The organism is Bradyrhizobium sp. 956_D2_N1_4, assembly GCF_052076025.1.
Classification (GTDB): domain Bacteria; phylum Pseudomonadota; class Alphaproteobacteria; order Rhizobiales; family Xanthobacteraceae; genus Bradyrhizobium; species Bradyrhizobium barranii.
The window spans coordinates 7,321,976-7,340,735 of the sequence record NZ_CP197237.1; the positions used below are offsets into that span (position 1 = coordinate 7,321,976).

Genomic DNA, 18,760 nt, shown 5'->3' on the forward strand with positions numbered 1-18,760 from the left:
AACCACATCCGTCCTCCCCGCGACTAACCATCGCCTCGGCGTCGAGGCTCGATTTCGGATGGAGACGATCGTGGCGTTTGCCTTGCCTTCGCGCGCGTATGATTTGCAGATGCTGGACCGTCCCGCTGATCGTGCGCGCGATCACGGTTGGGTCTATGGCCTGCCGCCGGGCATCAGCAGCGAGCAATGGCCGCTCGATCCCGTCACCGGCTTTCCGCTGATGCATGGTTTTACGCTTCGGCTGCCGGATGACTATCGCGTGCATGGCGAGGACATCGTTGCGGTCTCGTTCTTCGCCACCGCGCCCGACCACAATGACGGCGGGGCGCCCGATGATCCCGAGATTCGCGAGGCCGTGGCGGCGCGACCAGCGCATCCGCGGCTTTCGCGCATGACCGATATTCTCGACTACGAATATGCAGCGTTGCTGCTGACCAAGGCCGAATATGAGGGCGCATTCGCGGCGCCGCCGGCACCGCTTCCGCTTGCGACAGCCGATCGGCCGCGCTGGCTCGACGTCGGCGGCGCCAGTGCCTTCTTCGAGGCCGCCGCGCCTTATGCAAAAAAGATGTTTGCCGCGCAGCCGCGCGCCGATCTCAGCGAGACCCGCGCGATCGCGCTTGTGCCGCGCGCGACCGATCCCAATGCCGGCAAGGGCCCGCAGGACGAGCACACAAGGCAGAACCCGCCGACCGGTTATCGGCCCTACTATTACTATGTCGGCGGCGTGCCGAGCCGCGACAATTTCCGCCTGCACGACTGGGGCAAGGATCACGCGCACAACCATCTCGGCGGCACCATGCGGCCGTGCCAAGCCGTGCCGGAGATGAGCCCGTTCTACATCGAGTTCGAGGAGTATTTCGGCGGCTACAATTTCGGCGGCGGCAACGCGCAGCTCGACTTCAAGGACATGAAGTTCGACTGGGCGTGCGGCTGATCACGCCCCGCGCTTCGGCCCGATCGCCTCGAAGCCGGCCTTCTGCTCGTCGCTCAAGTCTGCCTCGAAATCGTCGAGCGCGTCGCCGACGCCCTTCACCGCCTGCAGCATCGTCTCCAGCCGCGCCTTCACGGCCGTGAGGCGGGCCTGCGGCGTGGGCTCAGCCTTGGACGGGCACGCAATCAGCGTCTCCATGGTGCGCAGCATAGTGTCCTGGAGCACCTCAAACCGGGCGCGGGCGGTATCGTCAAGCCTGAGCGTGGACCCGATCTCGCCGGCGGGCCATTGCTGCTGCACGAGCTGCTCGTATTGCCGCTGCGCCTGCACTTCATAGCGGGGATCGTAGCCGGCCTCGCACGCGGCTGGCGTCTGCGCGTCCTTGCGCTGGCCGGCCGCAAGCGCGGCACGGCGCTCATTGGCCAGCGCGTCGAGCTTTGCCTTCTGGCCGGCATCGAGGAGATCGACGAACTTTGCGAGCGGCGGCGCGATTGCATCCGTCGCCTTGATCATGGCCGCGAGGCGCGTCTGCATCAGGCCGAGGCGCTCCGCGGCGGTCGCGGGGGCCTGCGTCGGGCAGGCCGTGCGAATGGTGGCGCGCGCAGCCAGCCATGCGGTCGCGAGCTCATCGAGCGCTGTGCGCTGCAATTCGTTCGGCTGCACCAGGGCGACGATACGGTCGACCGGCAGGCCGCCGGTGTCGCTGGCATCGCAAACGGCCTCGACCGAAGGGACCTTTCGCGCGCGCCTGCCTTGCGGCGCTGTGTAGGCGGCGAACTCCGTGGCCGCATAGGGCGCGAAGATCGCGGCGTAGATGTCGCCATAGCCATAGAGCGAGAGACTGGTCGTATCGCCCAGGATGATTGCGGTGGTGAGGTCGTCATGCGCGAACGGCCAGAACACCGGGCCCGCCCAGCCATAGCTGCCATCGGGGTGGCGCCACCAGCCCTGCGGGCGGCGGCCACCGTGCCAGCCCGACAGCGCAGCTTGCGCCGTGAGCGCCGCACGCAGGATGTAGGGGTTGGCCGGCTGGCCGCGTTCGGCGCCGCGAGGATCCTGCGACCTCAGCGCGGCGGAGCGGTATCGGCCGCCCCGTACCGCCATGCGCGCATGGCGCAGGCGTGTCATGCCGATCACGTGGCCGACGGCAAAGCGCGCGACACCGAGCGGGCCGCCGCGCAATCCGAACTGCGCCTCGGCTTTATTCGGCAGCAGCACTGCCGCAATCATGAGAGCAGCGCCCGCCAGCACCAGTCCCATGCGTCCGGACATGAAAGCGGACCTGACCACCTCGGCCTCCTCCCAGCGCCAAGCGCGCAGTGGGTCGCATCACAATGACGCGCTGGGGAACCGAATGTTCCGGAGAGACGGAGGGCAAAGCGTCGCAACGCGCACCGGCGTTGCCGATGCGACCTCAATCCGCCTTCCGCGGCACCACAAAAGTCTGGCCGGGATAGATCAGGTTGGGGTTGTGGATCTTGCCCCGGTTAGCGTTGAAGATCACCGCGTAGTGGGCGCCGTCACCGTAAGCGAGCTTGCTGAGCGCCCACAGGCTGTCGCCGCGGGAGATGACCCGGTTGCCGCCTGCTTCGGCCGGTGCGCCGCTGATGGCGTCCGCCGGCGACGCCGATGCAACGGTCGTGGCCGCGGGCGCTCGCGCCATCACCCTGGGTTTCGGTGCACCGATAAATCTCGGCTGAACCGTGGGCCTGTCATGCGCCGATGCCTGGCGCGCCGATGCCGACGGCAGGGATGCCACGACATCAGACTTGTCGTCGGACTTCTCGGCCTGCTTCAGCTCCTGCTTCGCGGCCGGTGCCGGGCGCGCGGGCGGCGGCGCGGCTTCGGCGATGGTCACCGGCATGCTGCGGCCCGACTGCGTCACGGTACCGTCAGGCGCTTTCGCCCGCAGGGTCAGCTCATAGGAGCCGGCGGGAAGCTGCGGCGGGGTCATCACGAACTGGCCCGAGGCATCGGCGACAACCGTATCGAGCGGCTTGCCGTCGCGCAGCAGCTCGACCTGTGCACCCGGCGCGGCCCGACCCGCGATCACCGCCGCCTCGCCGTGATCGTCGACGCGCGCGACGTCGAACCGCGGGCCGGCATCGGTCGTGGCCGCTGGCGGCTTGGCCGGCACGAGATCGGCCAGCGCCGTGGCCTGCTTCTGCGTCTCGGTCAGCGCATCCACCTTCGGAGCGGAGGCCGGGGGCGCAGGCGGCGCGGCGGCGAGCTTTGGCTCGTCCAGCTTCGGCTCTTGCTTGGTCTCGGCCTTAATCTCGGCCTTGGTCTCCGCTCTGGCTTCGGGCTTTGCCTCCGGCTTGGCGGCGACGGCGATCTCGGTCTGCGCGCCGCCCGGCAGCAGGCGGCGCAGCTCGGTGGGACCGATCACCAGCAGGGTGCCGCCCACCGCGAGCAGGCAGAATGCAATGAAGGCCTTGGAAGCGGTGATCATCAGACAATGAACCCTTGGATCGCAAATCAACCGAAGCCGGCAAATTGCGCCGATTTGGCTGCGTCAGCAAGTCGATCATTGGGATGATGCACCTTTCGTTCCGGCACGCCCGGCGTGAACCGGCGGGGCACCGACGGCGTCAAATCACCGAGGCCGCATCGCGGTCATTTCTTGAGGATTTTTTTCCGTGACCGCATTTTGCCGTCCCGCACCATGGCTGGCGCTTGCCCTGACGCTCGCCGCCTCGCCGGCGCTCGCCGCATCCGGCCCGCCGCCGGACTACATCCTCACCGCCAATGCCGGCCTCGCCTTCACCTCGCCCGATGGTGCCACCAGGATCGAGCAGTACATGAAGGACGGCGGGGATTGGGACGTCAAATGGCAGGCCTGGGCTCGCCGCGGCGAGCAGATGACGGAGCTGAAGCCCGAGCAGGGCTACGGGGCCGGCTTCCGCTTCACCAGCGACTCGCAATGGCTGGTGCGGATGCAGAAGACCGGCTCGGGCGAGCAGGACCTCTATCTCTACCATGTCGAGAAGGGCGCCTTCGCGAGCGCGACGAAGAAGCCGCTCAGCAATCTCGCCTGGGCCTATTTCTACGGCCGGCCGGAGACGAAGAGGTTCGCCAAGCTTGACTTCCACATCTCGGCCAATCTCATGGAGGGTACGGAAGAGGCCTATCGCTCGCTCGGCATGGACTGGCCCAACAACCGCTACCTCGTGATCTCGCTGTCGGGCGAATATGACAATCATCCCAAGAACGTCGCCATGAAGGGACTGGGCGGCTGGCATTGCCGCTATGATCTCGAGACCGGAAAGTTCGACGTGCCCGAGACGTTCGCCAAGAAGAATGCGGAAGCCTTGAGGTGGGAAATCCGCCGGTGATCCACCGGCATCGCGTCAGCGTAAATCCAGCCTGCGGAACTCTGGCCGATCGAGGGAAACCAACCCTCTGATTCCGTTCCGATTCACGTTTCCCTAACCCTTACTGGTAACGGGCTCTTGTCGGTTTTGCTGCATCTTGCATCCCACGGGAGGGCTGGATGGGCACATCAATCCGATGGACCACGCGCATGCGCGCGTTGCTCCGCCGTTGGCAGGGCGCGCCGCTGACGTGGCTGATCGCCGGCGGCTTCGTGCTGATGGTCGCGATGGCCATCGGCACCGCGCTCACCGTCGATCGTTTCCGGCAAAATGCAATCGAGAGCGGCCGCGACAGCCTGGAAAACTCCGTGCGCATGCTCGCCCGGCATTTCGACCGCGAATTCGCCGACTTTGCGGTGCTCCAGAAGAGCGTCATCGCCGAGCTCGAAAGCCACGGCATCGCATCCGCCGATCTCTTCCGCAGCGAGATGGCCACGCTGGCCATGCACGAGGTGCTGCGCGCAAAGGCCAGCGGCTGGTCCGACGTTGCCGGCGCCAACGTGTTCGATTCCAACGGCGTGCTGATCAATTCGTCGCGGCGCTGGCCGGTCGCCGATATTTCGGTCGCCGACCGCGGCTACTTCAATCGCCTCAGGAACGATCCGGCCTCGCAGGAAGAGATCGAAGTCGTGCCCGGCCGGCTCGGCAACGGAGCTGCGATCGTGTTCGCGCGGCGCGTCTCCGGTCCCCACGGCGAATTCCTCGGCATGGTGTCGCGGGCCATTTCGCCGGAGCAGCTCGAATCCTTCTTCGCCTCGGCCGGGCTCGGCGAGGAATCCTCGATCGCGATGCACCACCAGAATGGCCAGCTGCTCGCGCGCGTTCCGCATGTCGACGCGATGATCGGACAGAATTTTCGCAACGGCACGCGCGAGCAGATGGCGGTGTTCGAGCGCACCTTCGTCACGACGCAGCTCGCCAGCCCGATCGACGGCAAGGACCGCATCGTCGCCGCGCGCCTCCTGACCGGCGAGCCGCTGGTCGTGGTCGCGACCAAATCGCTGGACGCGACGCTGGCGACCTGGCGGACGCAGACAAAATTCTTCGTCGCCGTCGCCGTGCTGTCGATCGGCCTGCTCGTGCTCACGCTGTTCCTGATCTTCCGCCAGATGACGCGCAGGCTCGCCGCGGAGAAGCAGCAGCTCGACACCGCGATGAACACCATGACGCAAGGCCTGTTGATGTTCGACCAGGACGAGCGGCTGATCGTCTGCAACCGGCGCTACATCGAGATGTACGGACTGTCGGCCGACGTGGTGAAGCCCGGCGCCTATTTCCGCGACGTGATCCAGCATCGCCATGACACCGGCTCGTTCCACGGTGACGTCGCGTCCTATTGCGACGACATTCTGAGCAATACCGGGCGAACCCAGAGCGCCGTCGTCGAGACCGCGGACGGCCGCCTGATCGAGATCAAGAACCAGCCCGGTGCCGCCGGCGGCTGGCTCGCGACCCACGACGACGTCACCGAGCGCATCCGCGCCGACGAGCGCATCGCGCATATGGCGCATTACGACGCGCTGACCGACCTGCCCAACCGCGTGCTGATGCGCGGCCATCTGGAGCGCCGCATCGCGGAGCTTGCCCAGGGCCAGCCGTTCGCGATCCTCTACATCGACGTCGACGAGTTCAAGGGCGTCAACGATTCGCTCGGCCACGAGGTCGGCGACGAGCTGCTTCGCCAGGTCGCCAACCGCCTGCGCGCCTGCGTCAGCGGCAACGACCTCGTTGCGCGCCTGGGCGGTGACGAATTCGCCATCGTCAAGGCCGGCACCAGCGACCGGGCCGAGCTGACGGCGCTGGCGGAAAATATCCTGAAAGCGCTGCGTACGCCCGTGGACTGCAAGGGCCAGGAGATCCCGACCGATGCCAGCATCGGCATCGCGATCGCGCCCGATCACGGCGACAATCTCGACGACCTGCTCAAGCGCGCCGATCTCGCGATGTATGCAGCGAAGTCCGAGGGCCGCCGCACCTTCCGCCTCTTCGTGCCCGAATACGACGCCAAGGCGCGGCTGCGCCGCCAGCTCGAGCTCGACCTGCGCCAGGCCCTCGCCCGCGGCGAGTTCGAGGTGCATTACCAGCCGCTGGTCGATCTCGCGGCCAATGTGGTCAACGGCTGCGAGGCGCTGCTGCGCTGGCGCCATCCCGAGCGCGGCATGATCTCGCCCGCCGATTTCATTCCGGTCGCCGAAGAGACCGGGCTGATCGGCGAGATCGGCGAATGGGTGCTGAAGCAGGCCTGCACCGAGGCGGCGAGCTGGCCCGGCGATATCCATGTCGCGGTCAACGTCTCGCCGGTGCAGTTCCGCGCCAGGACGCTGGCGCTCAAGGTTGCAGCCGCGCTCGCGGAGTCAGGACTTGCGCCCGGACGGCTCGAGCTCGAGGTCACCGAGACCGTGCTCATCCGCGACGACGAGGAGGCGCTGACGATCCTCCAGCAGCTGCGCGAGCTCGGCGTGCGCATCGCGCTCGACGATTTCGGCACCGGCTATTCGTCGCTGAGCTATCTGCACCGCTTCCCGTTCGACAAGATCAAGATCGACCGCAGCTTCATCAGCGACATCGGCCAGTCCGAGGATTCCTCCCCGATCGTGCAGGCGGTGGTGCACATGGCGGCCGCCCGCCACATGGCGACGACGGCAGAAGGCGTCGAGACCGAAGCCCAGCGCGAGGTGCTGCGGCAGCTCGGATGCAGCCAGATGCAGGGCTGGCTGTTCAGCCCCGCCGTGCCGGCGGCGAAGCTGAGGCAGCTGTTGTCGGCGCAGGCGGTGGCAGCTTAGCGCCGTCCCGCGATCAGCGATGTCCGCATGTTTTCAACAAGCGAGCACCGGCGACATCGGAGGCCGCCAGCCGGGAGGGTCGACTCAACGCGTCTACGTCGCCTCGGACTCTCGCATGACCTGCCGGGGCGCGGCGCCTCGCTACTTCTTCTTCGCCGGTCCGAAATCCGGTTGCCAGGCGGCTTCCTTGCGGCTCGGGGCCGCGGCGATCACCTTGGATTTTTCCTTCTTCGGCTTCTTGGTTTCGCGATTACCGCGTTGCTGACCCTTTGCCATGTCGCTCTCCGTTGGTTCGAGCTCGTCGAGCTCATCCGATTGCAGCAGCCGTCCACGAGGGGTGCAGACCGTGACGTCCATATAGCCTTCGCGCAGCAGTTTTCGAGCGAGGCGCAGCGCGAACGTCTCCTTGCCGCGACCGAGATTGGAGCTGCCGTATTCGTTGGTCCCGCTGACCAGATACGGCACACGTGCTGCCCTAGCCATTGAAGATGGCGGCCGCGCCGACGAGAAGCAGAAGAAACCGCGGAACCATCACCGGCGGCACGATCCTATCCGCGATGCGAACGCACGCCATCGAACGCTCCTGCGAAGCCTTCGGCGGGAGCACACGTGCCCCTCAGTCACCGGTCGAAGCCGTTGAGACGTGCGGTGATGGCAGCGACCCTACGCCCGCACCGAGCCAATAGCGAGGGTTAAAATGCTGCGGAAACAATGGCTGCTGTGACATCGTCGCTTGCCGGCCCGGCGACGATAGTACTGGCTATTGCCGCGGCGAGCGCGCATGGTCGTGATAGCCGGCACCGGTTGGGGCTTCACTTGCGAAAGGCAGGCGTGCATGACCATCCGCTCGCGGCGTGAAACCGTCACCTTCAGGCATCCGTTCCGCATCCGCGGCGTCGAGCGCATGTTGCCGGCCGGCGCCTATGAGGTCGTCACTGACGAGGAGGCGATCGAGGGCCTGACCTTCGCGGCCTATCGCCGGGTTGCCACGATGATCACTGTGCCCGCCGAAGGCCCCCGCGGAACCATGGAGATGCTATCGATCGGCTCGGTTGATCTTGCGAACGCGCAGGCCGCAGACGCGAGCGTGGCGAATGACTGACCGCACCGTCGATCTCGACAAGCACCGCGGCATGGCTGCGCAGAAGGCGACCGACCTGCGCCGCGCGCTGGCGGAGGTCGAGGCCAATGTCAGGGAGCTGCGCGAGCGCGAGGCCGATCTCGAGAACCGCATGATGACAGTGCCCGCCACATCCTGGCCGGAGGCGGCGGTGAAAGCGCGCCATCTGCTCAACCTCTATGCTGCGAGCCTGCCCACCGAGGACACACGCCACCGCGCGCTGGTGGCTGCGCTGCTGGACGATTTCGTCCGGCTGTCGGGTGATGACTGAGGCAAACGACGACCGCCTGCAGTCTCGACGCGCGCCATGCTCCGGCCAACCGGGAATCGGGCGGCGATGATTTGAGGGACAATCATGCCAAGAAGCAATCAGGTGACGGAGTAAGCCATGACATTGACCAGCGGCCGCTTTATCGGCCACGAATACGATCGGATGATCGTCCGGTTCTCGATGCATGACGGCGCCAGGGAGATTCCTTGCGCAATCTCGACCTCGGCGATGGACTACCTCGAGCCCAGCCCGCAGGTCAGGCCCGAGCAACGTGAAGCCCAGTTCACTCGCCTGCGGGATCGCATCGAAGCACGCGCGGCGAGCAAATATCGCGCGACGGAGTTCGAAGGCACGCCGCCCGGCATCGTGCTGCGAGGCATCGACTTCAGGCTATAGGGACCCGAGCCTTGACATCCGGCAGGGGCGGCTTGCGCTCAAAAGGCTTCTTCTTCGGCGGCGCGGGCAGCAATCCTTCGCGGATTGCCTGCTTTCGCGCGAGCTTGCGGGCGCGTCGAACGGCCTCGGATTTCTCGCGAGTCTTTCTCTCCGAGGGCTTTTCGTAGGAACGCCGCTGTTTCATTTCCCGGAAGACGCCCTCGCGTTGCATCTTCTTCTTGAGAACACGGAGTGCCTGCTCGATATTGTTGTCTCTGACGAGTACCTGCAATCGATCCTCCTCCTCGCTTGGGGCTGCAAATGCGATACGCCCTGCATGGCAGCCAATTGCGCAGGAGCTTCATTGCGAATTTTGAGGATAGCGCTGCGACATTCGTCGCCAGCTTCGGACAAGTCGATGCGCTTGTCACAGCGATGCAACTTCGCGCTGGCACGTGACCACTCCAGTGCAGCCCTGTCAATCGATAAAGCCTTGGCTGCACGTCGACCGGATCGCGTGAAGCCTCTCGATCGAGGCGCCGGAGCTGCCTGGCTGAACCAAATCGGCCTTGCCGTCCTTGCAGAAAATTGAACGGAACATATATCGAGGGCGTTCGATCAGCCGCTGTGCCTTGTTGAATGCGCCTGCGGGCACCTTTTCCAAAGACATCGACGGAGTTCAAAGTGCTCGCGCGATTGTCGCGCGCCAGCCCGTTCGATCCCCGGATTGAGCGGGTTTTGCCGGTTGCACAACGGAGTGAAGCATGAGCGCCAGGAAATCCGCTGAGCTGTCGCCCGAAAGCATCGCGCGCTCCAATCGCAGGCGCCTCGCCGCCGAGGAGGGAGCGCTTGCACTGGCAGACGTCGAAAGGCAGTCCATCGAAATTCGCAAGAACATGGCGCGGCTTCGAGAGGCGCGCGAGGCCAAGCAAGCGGCCGACGCAGCCCTTCAGGCCGCCTTGCCGGCGCCCACGGTCAGGAAGCGCGCAAGCAGAGCGGCGCGAAAGCCGTCTTCGACGCCGGCGACGGAGCAGCCATCGCTACCCGCGAACGGTTCATAGCCCCGGAGATCGGGCCTCAGGCGCGCGGGCTCACTTCGCCTGCTTTGCCGCCCGGATCTCGGCGAACTCGGCGTCGGGATGGGTGACGATGGTGGTGAACATGATGCCGCTGATGATGAGCGACCAAGCGGTGTTCCAATAAATCCAAAACACGTGCCAGCCTCCGGTTCGACCTCGTCCGCTTGCGGGATCAGCATAACGGCAAGGCGAGGCTGATGTTCCCGGCGCGAAATACAGCGCTATTTTTGTTTGGTCGGCGGCGGCGTGCGATCGGTTTGGCCGGTGTGGCGCTTTGCCACGACGTCCTCATCGCGCGGACCCTCGCGCGGGCGCGGCGGCGGCTTGGGCTGGCCTTTCTGGCCGCCATGCTTGCCGCCCATGTCGGGCTTGCCTTCGAGGTCATTTTCACGGGGCATATGGGTCAATGCACTTCCGCGGCATTGGTTCGCAATGCCGATGCGATGTTGTGCCTGTGAACGAGTTCATAGGATCGTCGCCGTTTGCAGTGCACGATCATGTGCGGGCCCCGGGGTTTCAAACGGATGGACTTGGCTTGATGCGGAAACGATTGGTCGCCTGGACCATTTTGACCTGCGCGCTGCTGGCGGTGGCCGTGTGGGGCCTGCTCGGGGCACCCAACACTGCGTCCGGCCCGCATCTGCCGTCCCGCAGCCAGACGGCCGCAGTGCGGTAGCCACCCGCGCGACCGATACAATTTCGGCATCGATCGATCTTCAACCGGAACTTGGTACGGCGGCACGGCTCCCGCTATCCTCCGGACAAAACGACAAGGCCGTAACGCTGTAAGGAGGAGCCCCATGCCGAAACCGACACGCCGCATCGCGCCACGCGCTGCGATCGCCACCACCCTCGCCTTCCTCACCCTCGTTTCTGGAGTCCGCCCCGGCATGGCCGAGACCTTCGCCTATGTCGGCAACGCCGACAGCAACGACATCAGCGTGTTCAAGCTGGCCGAGAGCGGCGAGATGACACCGGTGCAGACCGCCGCCTTCACCGGCGTCGACAAGCCCGGCTCGTCGACACCGCTCGCGATCACGCCCGACCACCGCGTGCTGATTGCCGGCGTGCGCTCGCAACCATTCCTCGCGGTGAGCTTTGCGATCGATCCCAAAACGGGCCAGCTCAGCCCTATCGGCAACGGACCGCTTGCCGACAGCATGGCGAACATCGCCGTCGACAGCACTGGCAAATTCCTGTTCAGCGCCTCCTATGGCGGCAACAAGGTCGCGCTCAATCCGCTGCTCGCCAACGGCGTCGCCGGCGAGCCGAAGCAGGTGATTCCGACCGGGCTGAATGCGCACGCCTTCCTGCCCTCGCCCGACAACCGCTTCGTGTTCGCGACCAATCTCGGTTCGGATCAGGTGCTGACCTTCGCGTTCGATGCAGTCGCGGGCACGCTGGCGCCGAGCGATCCGCCGGTGACCAAGGTGCCGGAGAAATCGGGACCGCGGCACTTCGTGTTCCATCCCAACGGCAAGTTCGTCTATCTCATCCATGAACTGAACGGCGACGTCGCGGCGTTCAGCTATGAGGCCAAGAGCGGCGCATGGGACGAGATCCAGCGCACCACCGCGCTGCCAGAAGGCTTTACTGGCAAGCCCTGGGCCGCCGACATCCACATCACTCCGGACGGCCGTTTCCTCTACGCCTCCGAGCGCACCACCAACACGCTCGCCGGCTACAAGGTCGACGCAACAAGCGGCAAGCTGACCACGATCGGCAGCGTGCCGACGGAGAAGCAGCCGCGCGGCTTCCACATCGATCCGACGGGGCGCTACCTCGCCGCGGTCGGCGAGCTCTCCGACAGCATGACGGTCTATGCGATCGACCAGAGCAGCGGCGCGCTCGCCAAGCTGAAATCCTATCCCACCGGCAAGAAGCCGAACTGGGTGGAGTTCTTGACGCTGCCGTGAGGGATCCAGTGCCTCCACAGCGTCATGGCCGGGCTTGACCCGGCCATCCACGCCTTGCCCGCGGTGCGAAGAACGTGGATGCCCGGGACAAGCCCGGGCATGACGAGTGTGTCGGGCGGCAACCACCGGCGAACCTCGTCGTCCTTGCCACGACTAATCTACCAAGCGGCATCGCGCCGCCTGCGCTGCGGCATTCTCATCCGGCCGGCCCATGGTCCGCCGCGGTTGCTTCTGCTAACGATGAGGCCGTCAAGGCCCCAACCGGAATGACCGATGCGTCGATTGCCTGCGCGTTCCTTTCCTAAAAGACTCGTTGCTCTCGCCGGACTGGTTCTGCTGTCCGCCCAGCCCGCGCGCGCCGCCGATGACGACGCGCCCAAGGGGCCCGCGGTCACGGTGCTGAAGGTCGCAAAATCCTGCTTCTCCGACATCGTCGAGGCCACCGGCACGATCATCGCGCGCGAGGAGACCTCCGTGCGGCCGGAACGTCCCGGCCTGAAGGTCACGGACGTGCTGGCGGAAGCCGGCGACACCACCACGGCCGGCCAGGTGTTGGCGCGGCTGGCGCTGCCCGAAGGCGGCACGCTTCAGGTCACCGCCCCCGTGGCGGGCGTGATCGCGACGTCGACCGCGCAGATCGGCAACCTCGCCTCGGCCAAGGGCGAGGCGCTGTTCACGATCGTGGCGCGCAGCGAATATGATCTCGTCGGCCTGGTCGCGACCACCGATATCCGGAAGCTCGCGGTCGGCCAGCAGGCGACGGTGCGCATTGCCGGCGCGGGCGATCTCGACGGCAAGGTGCGCCGCATCGGACCGACCGTCGAGCCGAACATCCAGCAGGGAATGGTCTATATCGGCATCTCCTCGCAGAAGCGGCTGCTGCTGAACGCGAGCGGGCGCGCGCTGATCAAGACCGGGCAGAGCTGCAACGTCGCGGTGCCGCTGACCTCGGTGCAGTATTCCACCGCCGGCACCGTGGTGCAGGTGATCCGCCGCAACCGCGTCGAGACCAAGCGGGTCGAGATCGGGCTGATGTCGGGCGGAAATATCGAGGTTCGCGATGGCCTCAACGAAGGCGATATCGTCGTCGCCCGCGCCGGCGCGATCCTGCGCGAAGGCGATCCGGTGCGTCCGGTGATGGCCACGGAAGCCGCGAAGTAAGTCTCGCCTCAACCGTCATTGCGAGCGAAGCGAGCAATCCAGAATCTTTCTGCGGAGAGACCCTGGATTGCTTCGCTGCGCTCGCAATGACGATGTGGGGGCAGAGGTCCGTTACACACGCATACCGTAGGGCGGGCAAAGCGACTTGTCCGCCGTAGCTCGGCGAGCGAAGGCGGAAGCGTGCCCACGTCTTCTGTCGAAATCTCGGAAAGATGGTGGGCACGGCGCTTTGCGCCTTTGCCCATCCTACAATTTACGGCTAGCCGCCGGCGGCTTCGCCGAAATGGACGTCCTCGAGCAGCGAGGAGGAGATGGTCGGGACCTGGTCGCCTTCGGAGGCGCGGGAGATGGCGACGCGGGTCTTGTTGAAGACGCTTTCGGCGCTGCCCTGCGCATTGAGGTTGGTGAGGAACTCGCCGACCAGCACGCTGTACTCGCCCTTGCCGTCGTCGACGACCTTGCCGGGCGAAGCCGAGGAAAGGATCAACGCGTTGTCCGTCGCGCTGATCGGTGCAAGACCATGGCTGTAGGAGCGGAAGCGGCGCTCGTAGGGGTTACGGCGGGAGGCGTCGACGACGACGAGCTTGGCCTTCGCGCCCTGCTCCTTCATCATGTCGAGCACGCCGTCGATGGAGACACCCTGGCGGCGGACGTCGCTTTCCTTCCAGATCACGGCATCGACCGGCAGCATGTAGCTCTCGCGGCCGGCCTGCACGCCGTAGCCGCCGAAGAACAGCATGACGACGGTGTCGCGCTTGATCCGGGACTTCAGGCGGTTGACGGCGCGGACCATGTCGTCCTTGGTCGCGTCTTCCACCATATCGACGTCAAAGCCGTTCTTGCGGAGCGACGAGGACAGCGCGCGGGCGTCGTTGATCGACTGCGTCAGCGGCGCGCTGGCGTCGGGATAATGTCCATTGCCGATGACGAGGGCGAGGCGGGACGACTGGCCGATCGAGCCAGTGACCTCGTCGGTCGACACGGCCTTGGCGGCATCGATCGCGCGCATGTTGAGGGCAGCATGGGCGCCGATCACGAGCGACACCGTGCCGATGAGGGCTGCGGCCACCGCGATCGTGCGTCTGGAAAGCTCGAGCTGCCTTACATTCATCTCGGTTCGTTCCTGTGCCAAAGACCAGCCAAGCGCGCGCACAATGTTTGAGTAGCGCGATGGTGGCTTCAGGTTTGAGGGATTGGCCGGGGATGTGCCCCCGAACTGCGCGCAATTTGCGGCGCCGCACCAAACAAAGCCTTAACCGGATATCTCCTCCCCGGCAATAGATCGCCCAAAATTTGAGCTAAGTGACTGAAGATATTGGTTAATCCTCCGAGCGGGATTTGCACGTTTTTTCGTCGCGAGCCCCTTGTAACGGCCTCAATCATGCAGCTCCCGTGCCGGATTTTTCCGTGACCGCCATCACATTTGAATTTCCCGCGAATCCGGGTAGCTTTTTCAAAGACTTGGAGGGGGTGGCGCGCAGATGGGAGCGCGCCGGCCGGCCCCCGGCCAAAGCCCCGCGACCAGGTATTTCATGAGCTTTCATTATTTTGCCGGCGCCGCCTGCCGGGCGCTGACGGCGCGAAAAGACGGCCCCTCGCTTTACGACGTCTGCGATCCCGTATTGTCGGGCCCAGCCAGCGGCGATCCGCATCTGGCCAAGTTCTACAAGACCGCGCTCGGCAATCCCGCATTGCGGATCCTGCTCCGCCGCGCCGGGCTGCCCGAGTTGCGCGACGAGGCGAAGCTGACCCGGCTTCGCACGGCGCTGGTGCGGGCGCGCGACGACGCCGAGCCCGACTGGGCGGCGGTCGGCCAGCCCGTCGCCGATCTCGTCGACAGCATCGCGCTCGACCATCCGAAACCGCCGCCGGCGATATTCACCGGCCTAGCGCCGCAACAGGCGCAGATCGACGGCGTGATCCGCGACTGCGCGCAGCATCTGCTCGGCTCGTACCGCAAGAACGGCTTCCTGCCGACCTATGCCGCCTTCAACCTGATCGGCGACCCCGATGTCCGTGGGCGCGAGCTGATCATGGCGCTGACGGGGCTGAACGCGCGCGGCTACAAGAACTCCTCGCTGCTGTTCAACCTCGCCCGCGTCTTCATCGCGCGCTCACAGGCAGCGGCCGTCGTCAATCCGCCCTGGAGCGGCATTGCCGAGCCGATGTGGGAGCCGGTGCAGATCCGACACCGCTCGGCCTATTACGACGCGTTCTTCATCGAGGCGCTGCTGAGCTATGTCGAGACCGGGCTCGCCTCGCCGGCCGACAAGATTGCATCCGAGCGTGCGATCGCCGACATGGTCGATTTCTGCGTCAACATCAGCCGCGAAGAGGTCGAGGGTATCGACGGCACACGCTTCAACGTCATCACCGCGCTCGCGCCGGCGCCGCATCCGCGCTTCTCCCGCTTCTTCGCCCAGATCAAACAGGACCTCGGCTTCGGCGTCTACGTGCCGGATTGCGACACCACGGCGTGCTCGATCTCGGCAGCGACCCAAGCCGGCTGCACCGATCCGATCATCGACCAGCCGCTGCTTGACTTCTATTCGGGCTATCAGGTGCTTGCCGGCGTCAACGAGCCGCGCGTGACCGTGCCGCTCAACGACAACATCGACTACGAGGGCGGCGTCGCGACCTGGATCGACAATCTCAAAGGCGAGCGGCCCTACGGCAACGATCTCGATCCGACGCTCAATCTCGACATTCTCGAGGTCAGCTTCCGCAACCTCGCGCGCTGGAAGATTCTTGAGACGCCGGCGCGGCTGGCGACCGTTCATCGCATCATCGGCTTCCAGAAGCGACTCGCCGCCAGCGGCGCCTTCGCCAATCCGCGCTCGCACATCTACTATCTGCCCGAGCTCTACAGCGCCTATTTCGGCCGCTGCTATGCGGCCTTCCTCGCACTGCCGCTGGCAGCACAGGCCGCGATCGACCCCGACGGCGATTTCGATTTCATCCGCCATCGCGTGCTCTCCTACGTCAAGGGCGAGCTGATGGCCGCGGAGATGAACGTGTTCGACGCGGCGCTGGCGCTGATCGCGCTCGGCCATCTCGGCGCCGACCCGCGCGCCTTCGCGCCGGCGCTGAACGTGATCGTCGCGAGCCTCGGCGAAGGCGGCCGCCGCGGCCCGTTCCGCGCCTATGAATGGAACAAGATGAAGACGCCGACGCGGATTCTGGTGGGTGGTCCCGAGGTGACGTCGGCCTTCGTGCTGATGGGGCTGGCGGTGGCGAAGCGGGCGATGGCGCGGGGGTGAGGAGTCCTCTTACCCTCCCCTGGAGGGGGAGGGTCGATTGCGCGCAGCGCGAGCGGGGTGGGGTGACGGTCTCTCCGCGACGAACAGTGCCCGAGTGGAGAGATCACCCCACCCCGTCACGCAATCTCGCTTCGCTCGATCGCGTGCTGACCCTCCCCCTCCAGGGGAGGGTCAGCAAGCCCTGCCACAATGACGGGAAGTTGAAAGCTCAATCGTTAGGCAGGCGCTGGCCGGGCGGCCAAAAGCCGACCACAATTGCGACGTCTATCGAGATTTTCCTCACACGCGGACCGGCATGTTGCGAAAATTCCTGATTGCGCTGTCTTTGCTCGCCATCCCCTCGCTGGCCCAGGCCGCCGACATCACCGGCACCGCAAAGGTCCGCTCCGGCGATTCCGTCCTGATCGGGAACACGCGGGTCCGGCTCGGCGGCATCGACGCGCCCGCGGTCGACCAGCTCTGCCTCAACACAAAAACCGAACGCTGGACCTGCGGCATCGCGGCGCGCGACGAGCTCGCCAAATACACCGAAGGCAAGAGCTGGGTCTGCCACGCCCGCGCGATCGACCGGCGCGGCCGCACCGTGGCGCGCTGCGAGGTCGGCGGCGAGGACATCCAGAAATGGCTGGTGCGCAGCGGCTGGGCACTCGCCTACACCCGCGTCTCTCACGACTACGAACCCGATGAGGCGGCCGCGCGCGAGGCAAAGGCCGGCATGTGGCAGGGCGCCTTCATCGCGCCGTGGGACTGGCGCGTCCGCAACAAGAAGACCACCATCCTGGGCGCGACCAAGCCGCCCGAGGGCGCGCATGCGGTGCTGCTCGCCTCGGCCTCCGGGCCGGTCGCGCCCTCGCCGGACTGCACCATCAAGGGCAACGTCAACACCGCCGGCGAGTGCATCTATCACCAGCCGACCAGCCGCTGGTACACCCAGATCAAGATGAAGATCAGCAAGGGCACCCGCTGGTTCTGCTCGGTGGAAGAGGCCGAAGCCGCCGGCTGCCGCGAGACCAAGAGATAAGTGCATGGTCCGGAAAAGTGTGAGGCGGTTTTCCGACAAGACCATGCTCGAAACAAAAACCACCCCAGACCTGCGTTTTGCGTGCTTTTCTTGGGCTTCCACGGCGCGTAGAACGTGAGTCAGCGACCCACCAGCCTGTTCTCAAGCAACAAGGACCAACAGCAATGACCGTTCGCGCGGGCCGGGAATTTCTGGCCATCCCCGGGCCCACCACGATGCCCGACGAGGTGCTGCAGGCGATGCATCGTCCGGCGATCGACATCTACTCCAAAGAGATGCACGAGCTGACCGATACACTTCTCGCAGACATCTCGAAGCTGTTCGCGACCAAGGGCAAGTCCTACATCTACATCGCCAACGGCCATGGCGCCTGGGAAGCCGCGCTGAGCAACGTGCTGTCGCGCGGTGACAAGGTGCTGGTGCTGGAGAGTGGGCGCTTCGCGATCGGTTGGGGCAACGCCGCAGCCCTGATGGGCGCCGAGGTCGAGGTGCTCAAGGGCGACTGGCGCCGCGCTGTGCGGCCGCACGAGGTCGAAGAGCGCCTGCGCCGCGACAAGGAGCACACCATCAAGGCCGTCGTCGTCGTCCAGGTCGACACGGCATCGGGCGTGCAGAACGACATCGAGGCGATCGGCAAGGCGATCAAGGCCAGCGGCCATCCCGCGCTGTATATGGTGGACACTGTCGCCTCGCTCGGCTGCATGCCGTTCGAGATGGACAAATGGGGCATCGACGTCGCGATGTCCGGCTCGCAGAAGGGCCTGATGACGCCGCCCGGCCTCGGCTTCGTCGCGGCGAACGCGCGCGCACTCGAGGTGCAGAAGAAGGCCAACATGTCGACGCCCTATTGGAGCTGGAGCGAGCGCGAGGGCAGCGAGAATTATCGCAAATATGCCGGCACCGCGCCGGTGCATCTGTTGTTCGCGCTGCGCAAGGCGATCGACCTGCTGCACGAGGAAGGGCTCGAAAACGCGTTCCGCCGCCACAGCCTGCTCGGCGAAGCCGCGCGCCGCGCCGTCTCCGCCTGGTCGGAAGGCCAGGTGCTCGGCTTCAACGTCGCGGAGGCGAGCGAGCGCTCCAACACCGTGACCACGGTGACCATGAGCAATGGCCACGATCCGGCGCTGCTGCAACGCTATTGCAAGGACAAGTGCGGCGTCGTGCTCGGCACCGGCATCGGCGATCTCTCGGGACAAGCCTTCCGTATCGCCCATATGGGCCACGTCAATGCGCCGATGCTGCTCGGCACGTTGGGGGTGGTCGAGATCGGCCTGAATGCGCTGAAGATCCCGCACGGCAAGGGTGGGCTGGAAGCCGCAGTCGCGTATCTCGGCGAGCAGGTGGCGGTGTAATCTCTTCCTTCTCCCCTTGTGGGAGAAGGTGGCGTAGGCGGCCTTCGGCCGCCGTTCTTAGGAACGCCGAAGCGAAGCTTCGGCTATGGCGCCGGATGAGGGGTTTCTCTCCGC

General features: G+C 65.7%; 21 protein-coding genes. 14 read left to right on the plus strand and 7 right to left on the minus strand.

Annotated elements, in window-relative coordinates:
• The first annotated feature begins 70 nt into the window (after nucleotides 1-70).
• On the plus strand, nucleotides 71-937 hold the full coding sequence (locus tag AB7535_RS34615; protein ID WP_354113734.1) for a hypothetical protein: 867 nt from the start codon (nucleotides 71-73) through the stop codon (nucleotides 935-937).
• Here the strand turns inward: AB7535_RS34615 and AB7535_RS34620 are convergent, their stop codons facing one another.
• Together AB7535_RS34620 and AB7535_RS34625 are read right to left on the minus strand one after the other, a co-directional pair.
• Complete coding sequence (locus AB7535_RS34620; protein WP_354113821.1) at nucleotides 938-2,206, minus strand: Spy/CpxP family protein refolding chaperone; 1,269 nt, start codon at nucleotides 2,204-2,206, stop codon at nucleotides 938-940. It lies immediately after the preceding gene.
• Between the two features lie 142 nt (nucleotides 2,207-2,348).
• Nucleotides 2,349-3,386: a LysM peptidoglycan-binding domain-containing protein gene (locus AB7535_RS34625; protein ID WP_439037491.1), complete on the minus strand. Its 1,038-nt coding sequence runs from the start codon at nucleotides 3,384-3,386 to the stop codon at nucleotides 2,349-2,351.
• A 187-nt stretch (nucleotides 3,387-3,573) separates the two neighbouring features.
• On the opposite strand from AB7535_RS34625, the gene AB7535_RS34630 reads away from it, so the two are divergent.
• Both AB7535_RS34630 and AB7535_RS34635 read left to right on the plus strand, forming a co-directional pair.
• Nucleotides 3,574-4,269: a hypothetical protein gene (locus AB7535_RS34630; protein ID WP_354113732.1), complete on the plus strand. Its 696-nt coding sequence runs from the start codon at nucleotides 3,574-3,576 to the stop codon at nucleotides 4,267-4,269.
• Between the two features lie 158 nt (nucleotides 4,270-4,427).
• Nucleotides 4,428-7,091 (plus strand): bifunctional diguanylate cyclase/phosphodiesterase, encoded by a 2,664-nt coding sequence (locus AB7535_RS34635; RefSeq protein ID WP_354113731.1) that lies wholly within the window; start codon nucleotides 4,428-4,430, stop codon nucleotides 7,089-7,091.
• Nucleotides 7,092-7,232: 141 nt separating this feature from the next.
• Here the strand turns inward: AB7535_RS34635 and AB7535_RS34640 are convergent, their stop codons facing one another.
• Complete coding sequence (locus AB7535_RS34640) at nucleotides 7,233-7,574, minus strand: hypothetical protein (RefSeq protein ID WP_354265335.1); 342 nt, start codon at nucleotides 7,572-7,574, stop codon at nucleotides 7,233-7,235.
• Nucleotides 7,575-7,926: 352 nt separating this feature from the next.
• Here AB7535_RS34640 and AB7535_RS34645 point away from each other — a divergent pair, with 352 nt between their 5' ends.
• The 3 genes from AB7535_RS34645 to AB7535_RS34655 all read left to right on the plus strand — a co-directional run bounded on the left by AB7535_RS34645 (nucleotide 7,927) and on the right by AB7535_RS34655 (nucleotide 8,878).
• Nucleotides 7,927-8,193 carry a hypothetical protein gene (locus tag AB7535_RS34645; RefSeq protein WP_085403708.1) on the plus strand — a complete coding sequence of 89 codons (267 nt, stop codon included), beginning with the start codon at nucleotides 7,927-7,929 and terminating at the stop codon, nucleotides 8,191-8,193.
• Nucleotides 8,186-8,482, plus strand: coding sequence for a hypothetical protein (locus AB7535_RS34650; protein WP_166058980.1), 297 nt, complete (start codon nucleotides 8,186-8,188; stop codon nucleotides 8,480-8,482). The genes AB7535_RS34645 and AB7535_RS34650 overlap by 8 nt, the downstream gene beginning before the upstream one ends.
• Before the next feature lie 117 nt (nucleotides 8,483-8,599).
• Nucleotides 8,600-8,878: a DUF1488 domain-containing protein gene (locus AB7535_RS34655; protein ID WP_028149308.1), complete on the plus strand. Its 279-nt coding sequence runs from the start codon at nucleotides 8,600-8,602 to the stop codon at nucleotides 8,876-8,878.
• Here AB7535_RS34655 and rpsU read toward each other — a convergent pair.
• Both rpsU and AB7535_RS34665 read right to left on the minus strand, forming a co-directional pair.
• Nucleotides 8,868-9,149: a 30S ribosomal protein S21 gene (rpsU, locus tag AB7535_RS34660; RefSeq protein WP_063980487.1), complete on the minus strand. Its 282-nt coding sequence runs from the start codon at nucleotides 9,147-9,149 to the stop codon at nucleotides 8,868-8,870. The two genes, AB7535_RS34655 and rpsU, sit on opposite strands and share 11 nt — an antisense overlap.
• Nucleotides 9,150-9,335: 186 nt before the next feature.
• Entirely contained in the window at nucleotides 9,336-9,527 is a 192-nt protein-coding gene (locus AB7535_RS34665) for a hypothetical protein (protein WP_354113729.1), read from the minus strand.
• Nucleotides 9,528-9,621: 94 nt separating this feature from the next.
• Between AB7535_RS34665 and AB7535_RS34670 the strand changes: the two genes are divergently transcribed.
• Nucleotides 9,622-9,918 (plus strand): transcriptional regulator, encoded by a 297-nt coding sequence (locus AB7535_RS34670; protein WP_354113728.1) that lies wholly within the window; start codon nucleotides 9,622-9,624, stop codon nucleotides 9,916-9,918.
• 30 nt (nucleotides 9,919-9,948) lie between these two features.
• Here the strand turns inward: AB7535_RS34670 and AB7535_RS34675 are convergent, their stop codons facing one another.
• On the minus strand, nucleotides 9,949-10,071 hold the full coding sequence (locus AB7535_RS34675; protein WP_256376446.1) for a hypothetical protein: 123 nt from the start codon (nucleotides 10,069-10,071) through the stop codon (nucleotides 9,949-9,951).
• Between the two features lie 62 nt (nucleotides 10,072-10,133).
• On the opposite strand from AB7535_RS34675, the gene AB7535_RS34680 reads away from it, so the two are divergent.
• The 4 genes from AB7535_RS34680 (at nucleotide 10,134) to AB7535_RS34695 (ending at nucleotide 13,013) form a co-directional block, all read left to right on the plus strand.
• Complete coding sequence (locus AB7535_RS34680) at nucleotides 10,134-10,394, plus strand: hypothetical protein (protein WP_354113727.1); 261 nt, start codon at nucleotides 10,134-10,136, stop codon at nucleotides 10,392-10,394.
• Between the two features lie 80 nt (nucleotides 10,395-10,474).
• Complete coding sequence (locus tag AB7535_RS34685) at nucleotides 10,475-10,612, plus strand: hypothetical protein (protein ID WP_175627410.1); 138 nt, start codon at nucleotides 10,475-10,477, stop codon at nucleotides 10,610-10,612.
• Nucleotides 10,613-10,736: 124 nt separating this feature from the next.
• Nucleotides 10,737-11,852, plus strand: a complete 1,116-nt coding sequence (locus AB7535_RS34690; RefSeq protein WP_354113726.1) for a lactonase family protein — start codon at nucleotides 10,737-10,739, stop codon at nucleotides 11,850-11,852.
• 273 nt (nucleotides 11,853-12,125) lie between these two features.
• Nucleotides 12,126-13,013, plus strand: a complete 888-nt coding sequence (locus tag AB7535_RS34695) for an efflux RND transporter periplasmic adaptor subunit (protein ID WP_354113725.1) — start codon at nucleotides 12,126-12,128, stop codon at nucleotides 13,011-13,013.
• A 259-nt stretch (nucleotides 13,014-13,272) separates the two neighbouring features.
• Here AB7535_RS34695 and AB7535_RS34700 read toward each other — a convergent pair whose 3' ends face one another.
• On the minus strand, nucleotides 13,273-14,124 hold the full coding sequence (locus AB7535_RS34700; protein WP_071916992.1) for a caspase family protein: 852 nt from the start codon (nucleotides 14,122-14,124) through the stop codon (nucleotides 13,273-13,275).
• Between the two features lie 421 nt (nucleotides 14,125-14,545).
• Between AB7535_RS34700 and AB7535_RS34705 the strand changes: the two genes are divergently transcribed.
• The 3 genes from AB7535_RS34705 to AB7535_RS34715 all read left to right on the plus strand — a co-directional run bounded on the left by AB7535_RS34705 (nucleotide 14,546) and on the right by AB7535_RS34715 (nucleotide 18,646).
• Nucleotides 14,546-16,273 (plus strand): hypothetical protein, encoded by a 1,728-nt coding sequence (locus AB7535_RS34705; protein ID WP_354113724.1) that lies wholly within the window; start codon nucleotides 14,546-14,548, stop codon nucleotides 16,271-16,273.
• Nucleotides 16,274-16,568: 295 nt separating this feature from the next.
• Entirely contained in the window at nucleotides 16,569-17,294 is a 726-nt protein-coding gene (locus AB7535_RS34710; RefSeq protein WP_063980481.1) for a thermonuclease family protein, read from the plus strand.
• 164 nt (nucleotides 17,295-17,458) lie between these two features.
• Nucleotides 17,459-18,646: a pyridoxal-phosphate-dependent aminotransferase family protein gene (locus AB7535_RS34715; RefSeq protein WP_063980480.1), complete on the plus strand. Its 1,188-nt coding sequence runs from the start codon at nucleotides 17,459-17,461 to the stop codon at nucleotides 18,644-18,646.
• Nucleotides 18,647-18,760 lie beyond the last annotated feature (114 nt).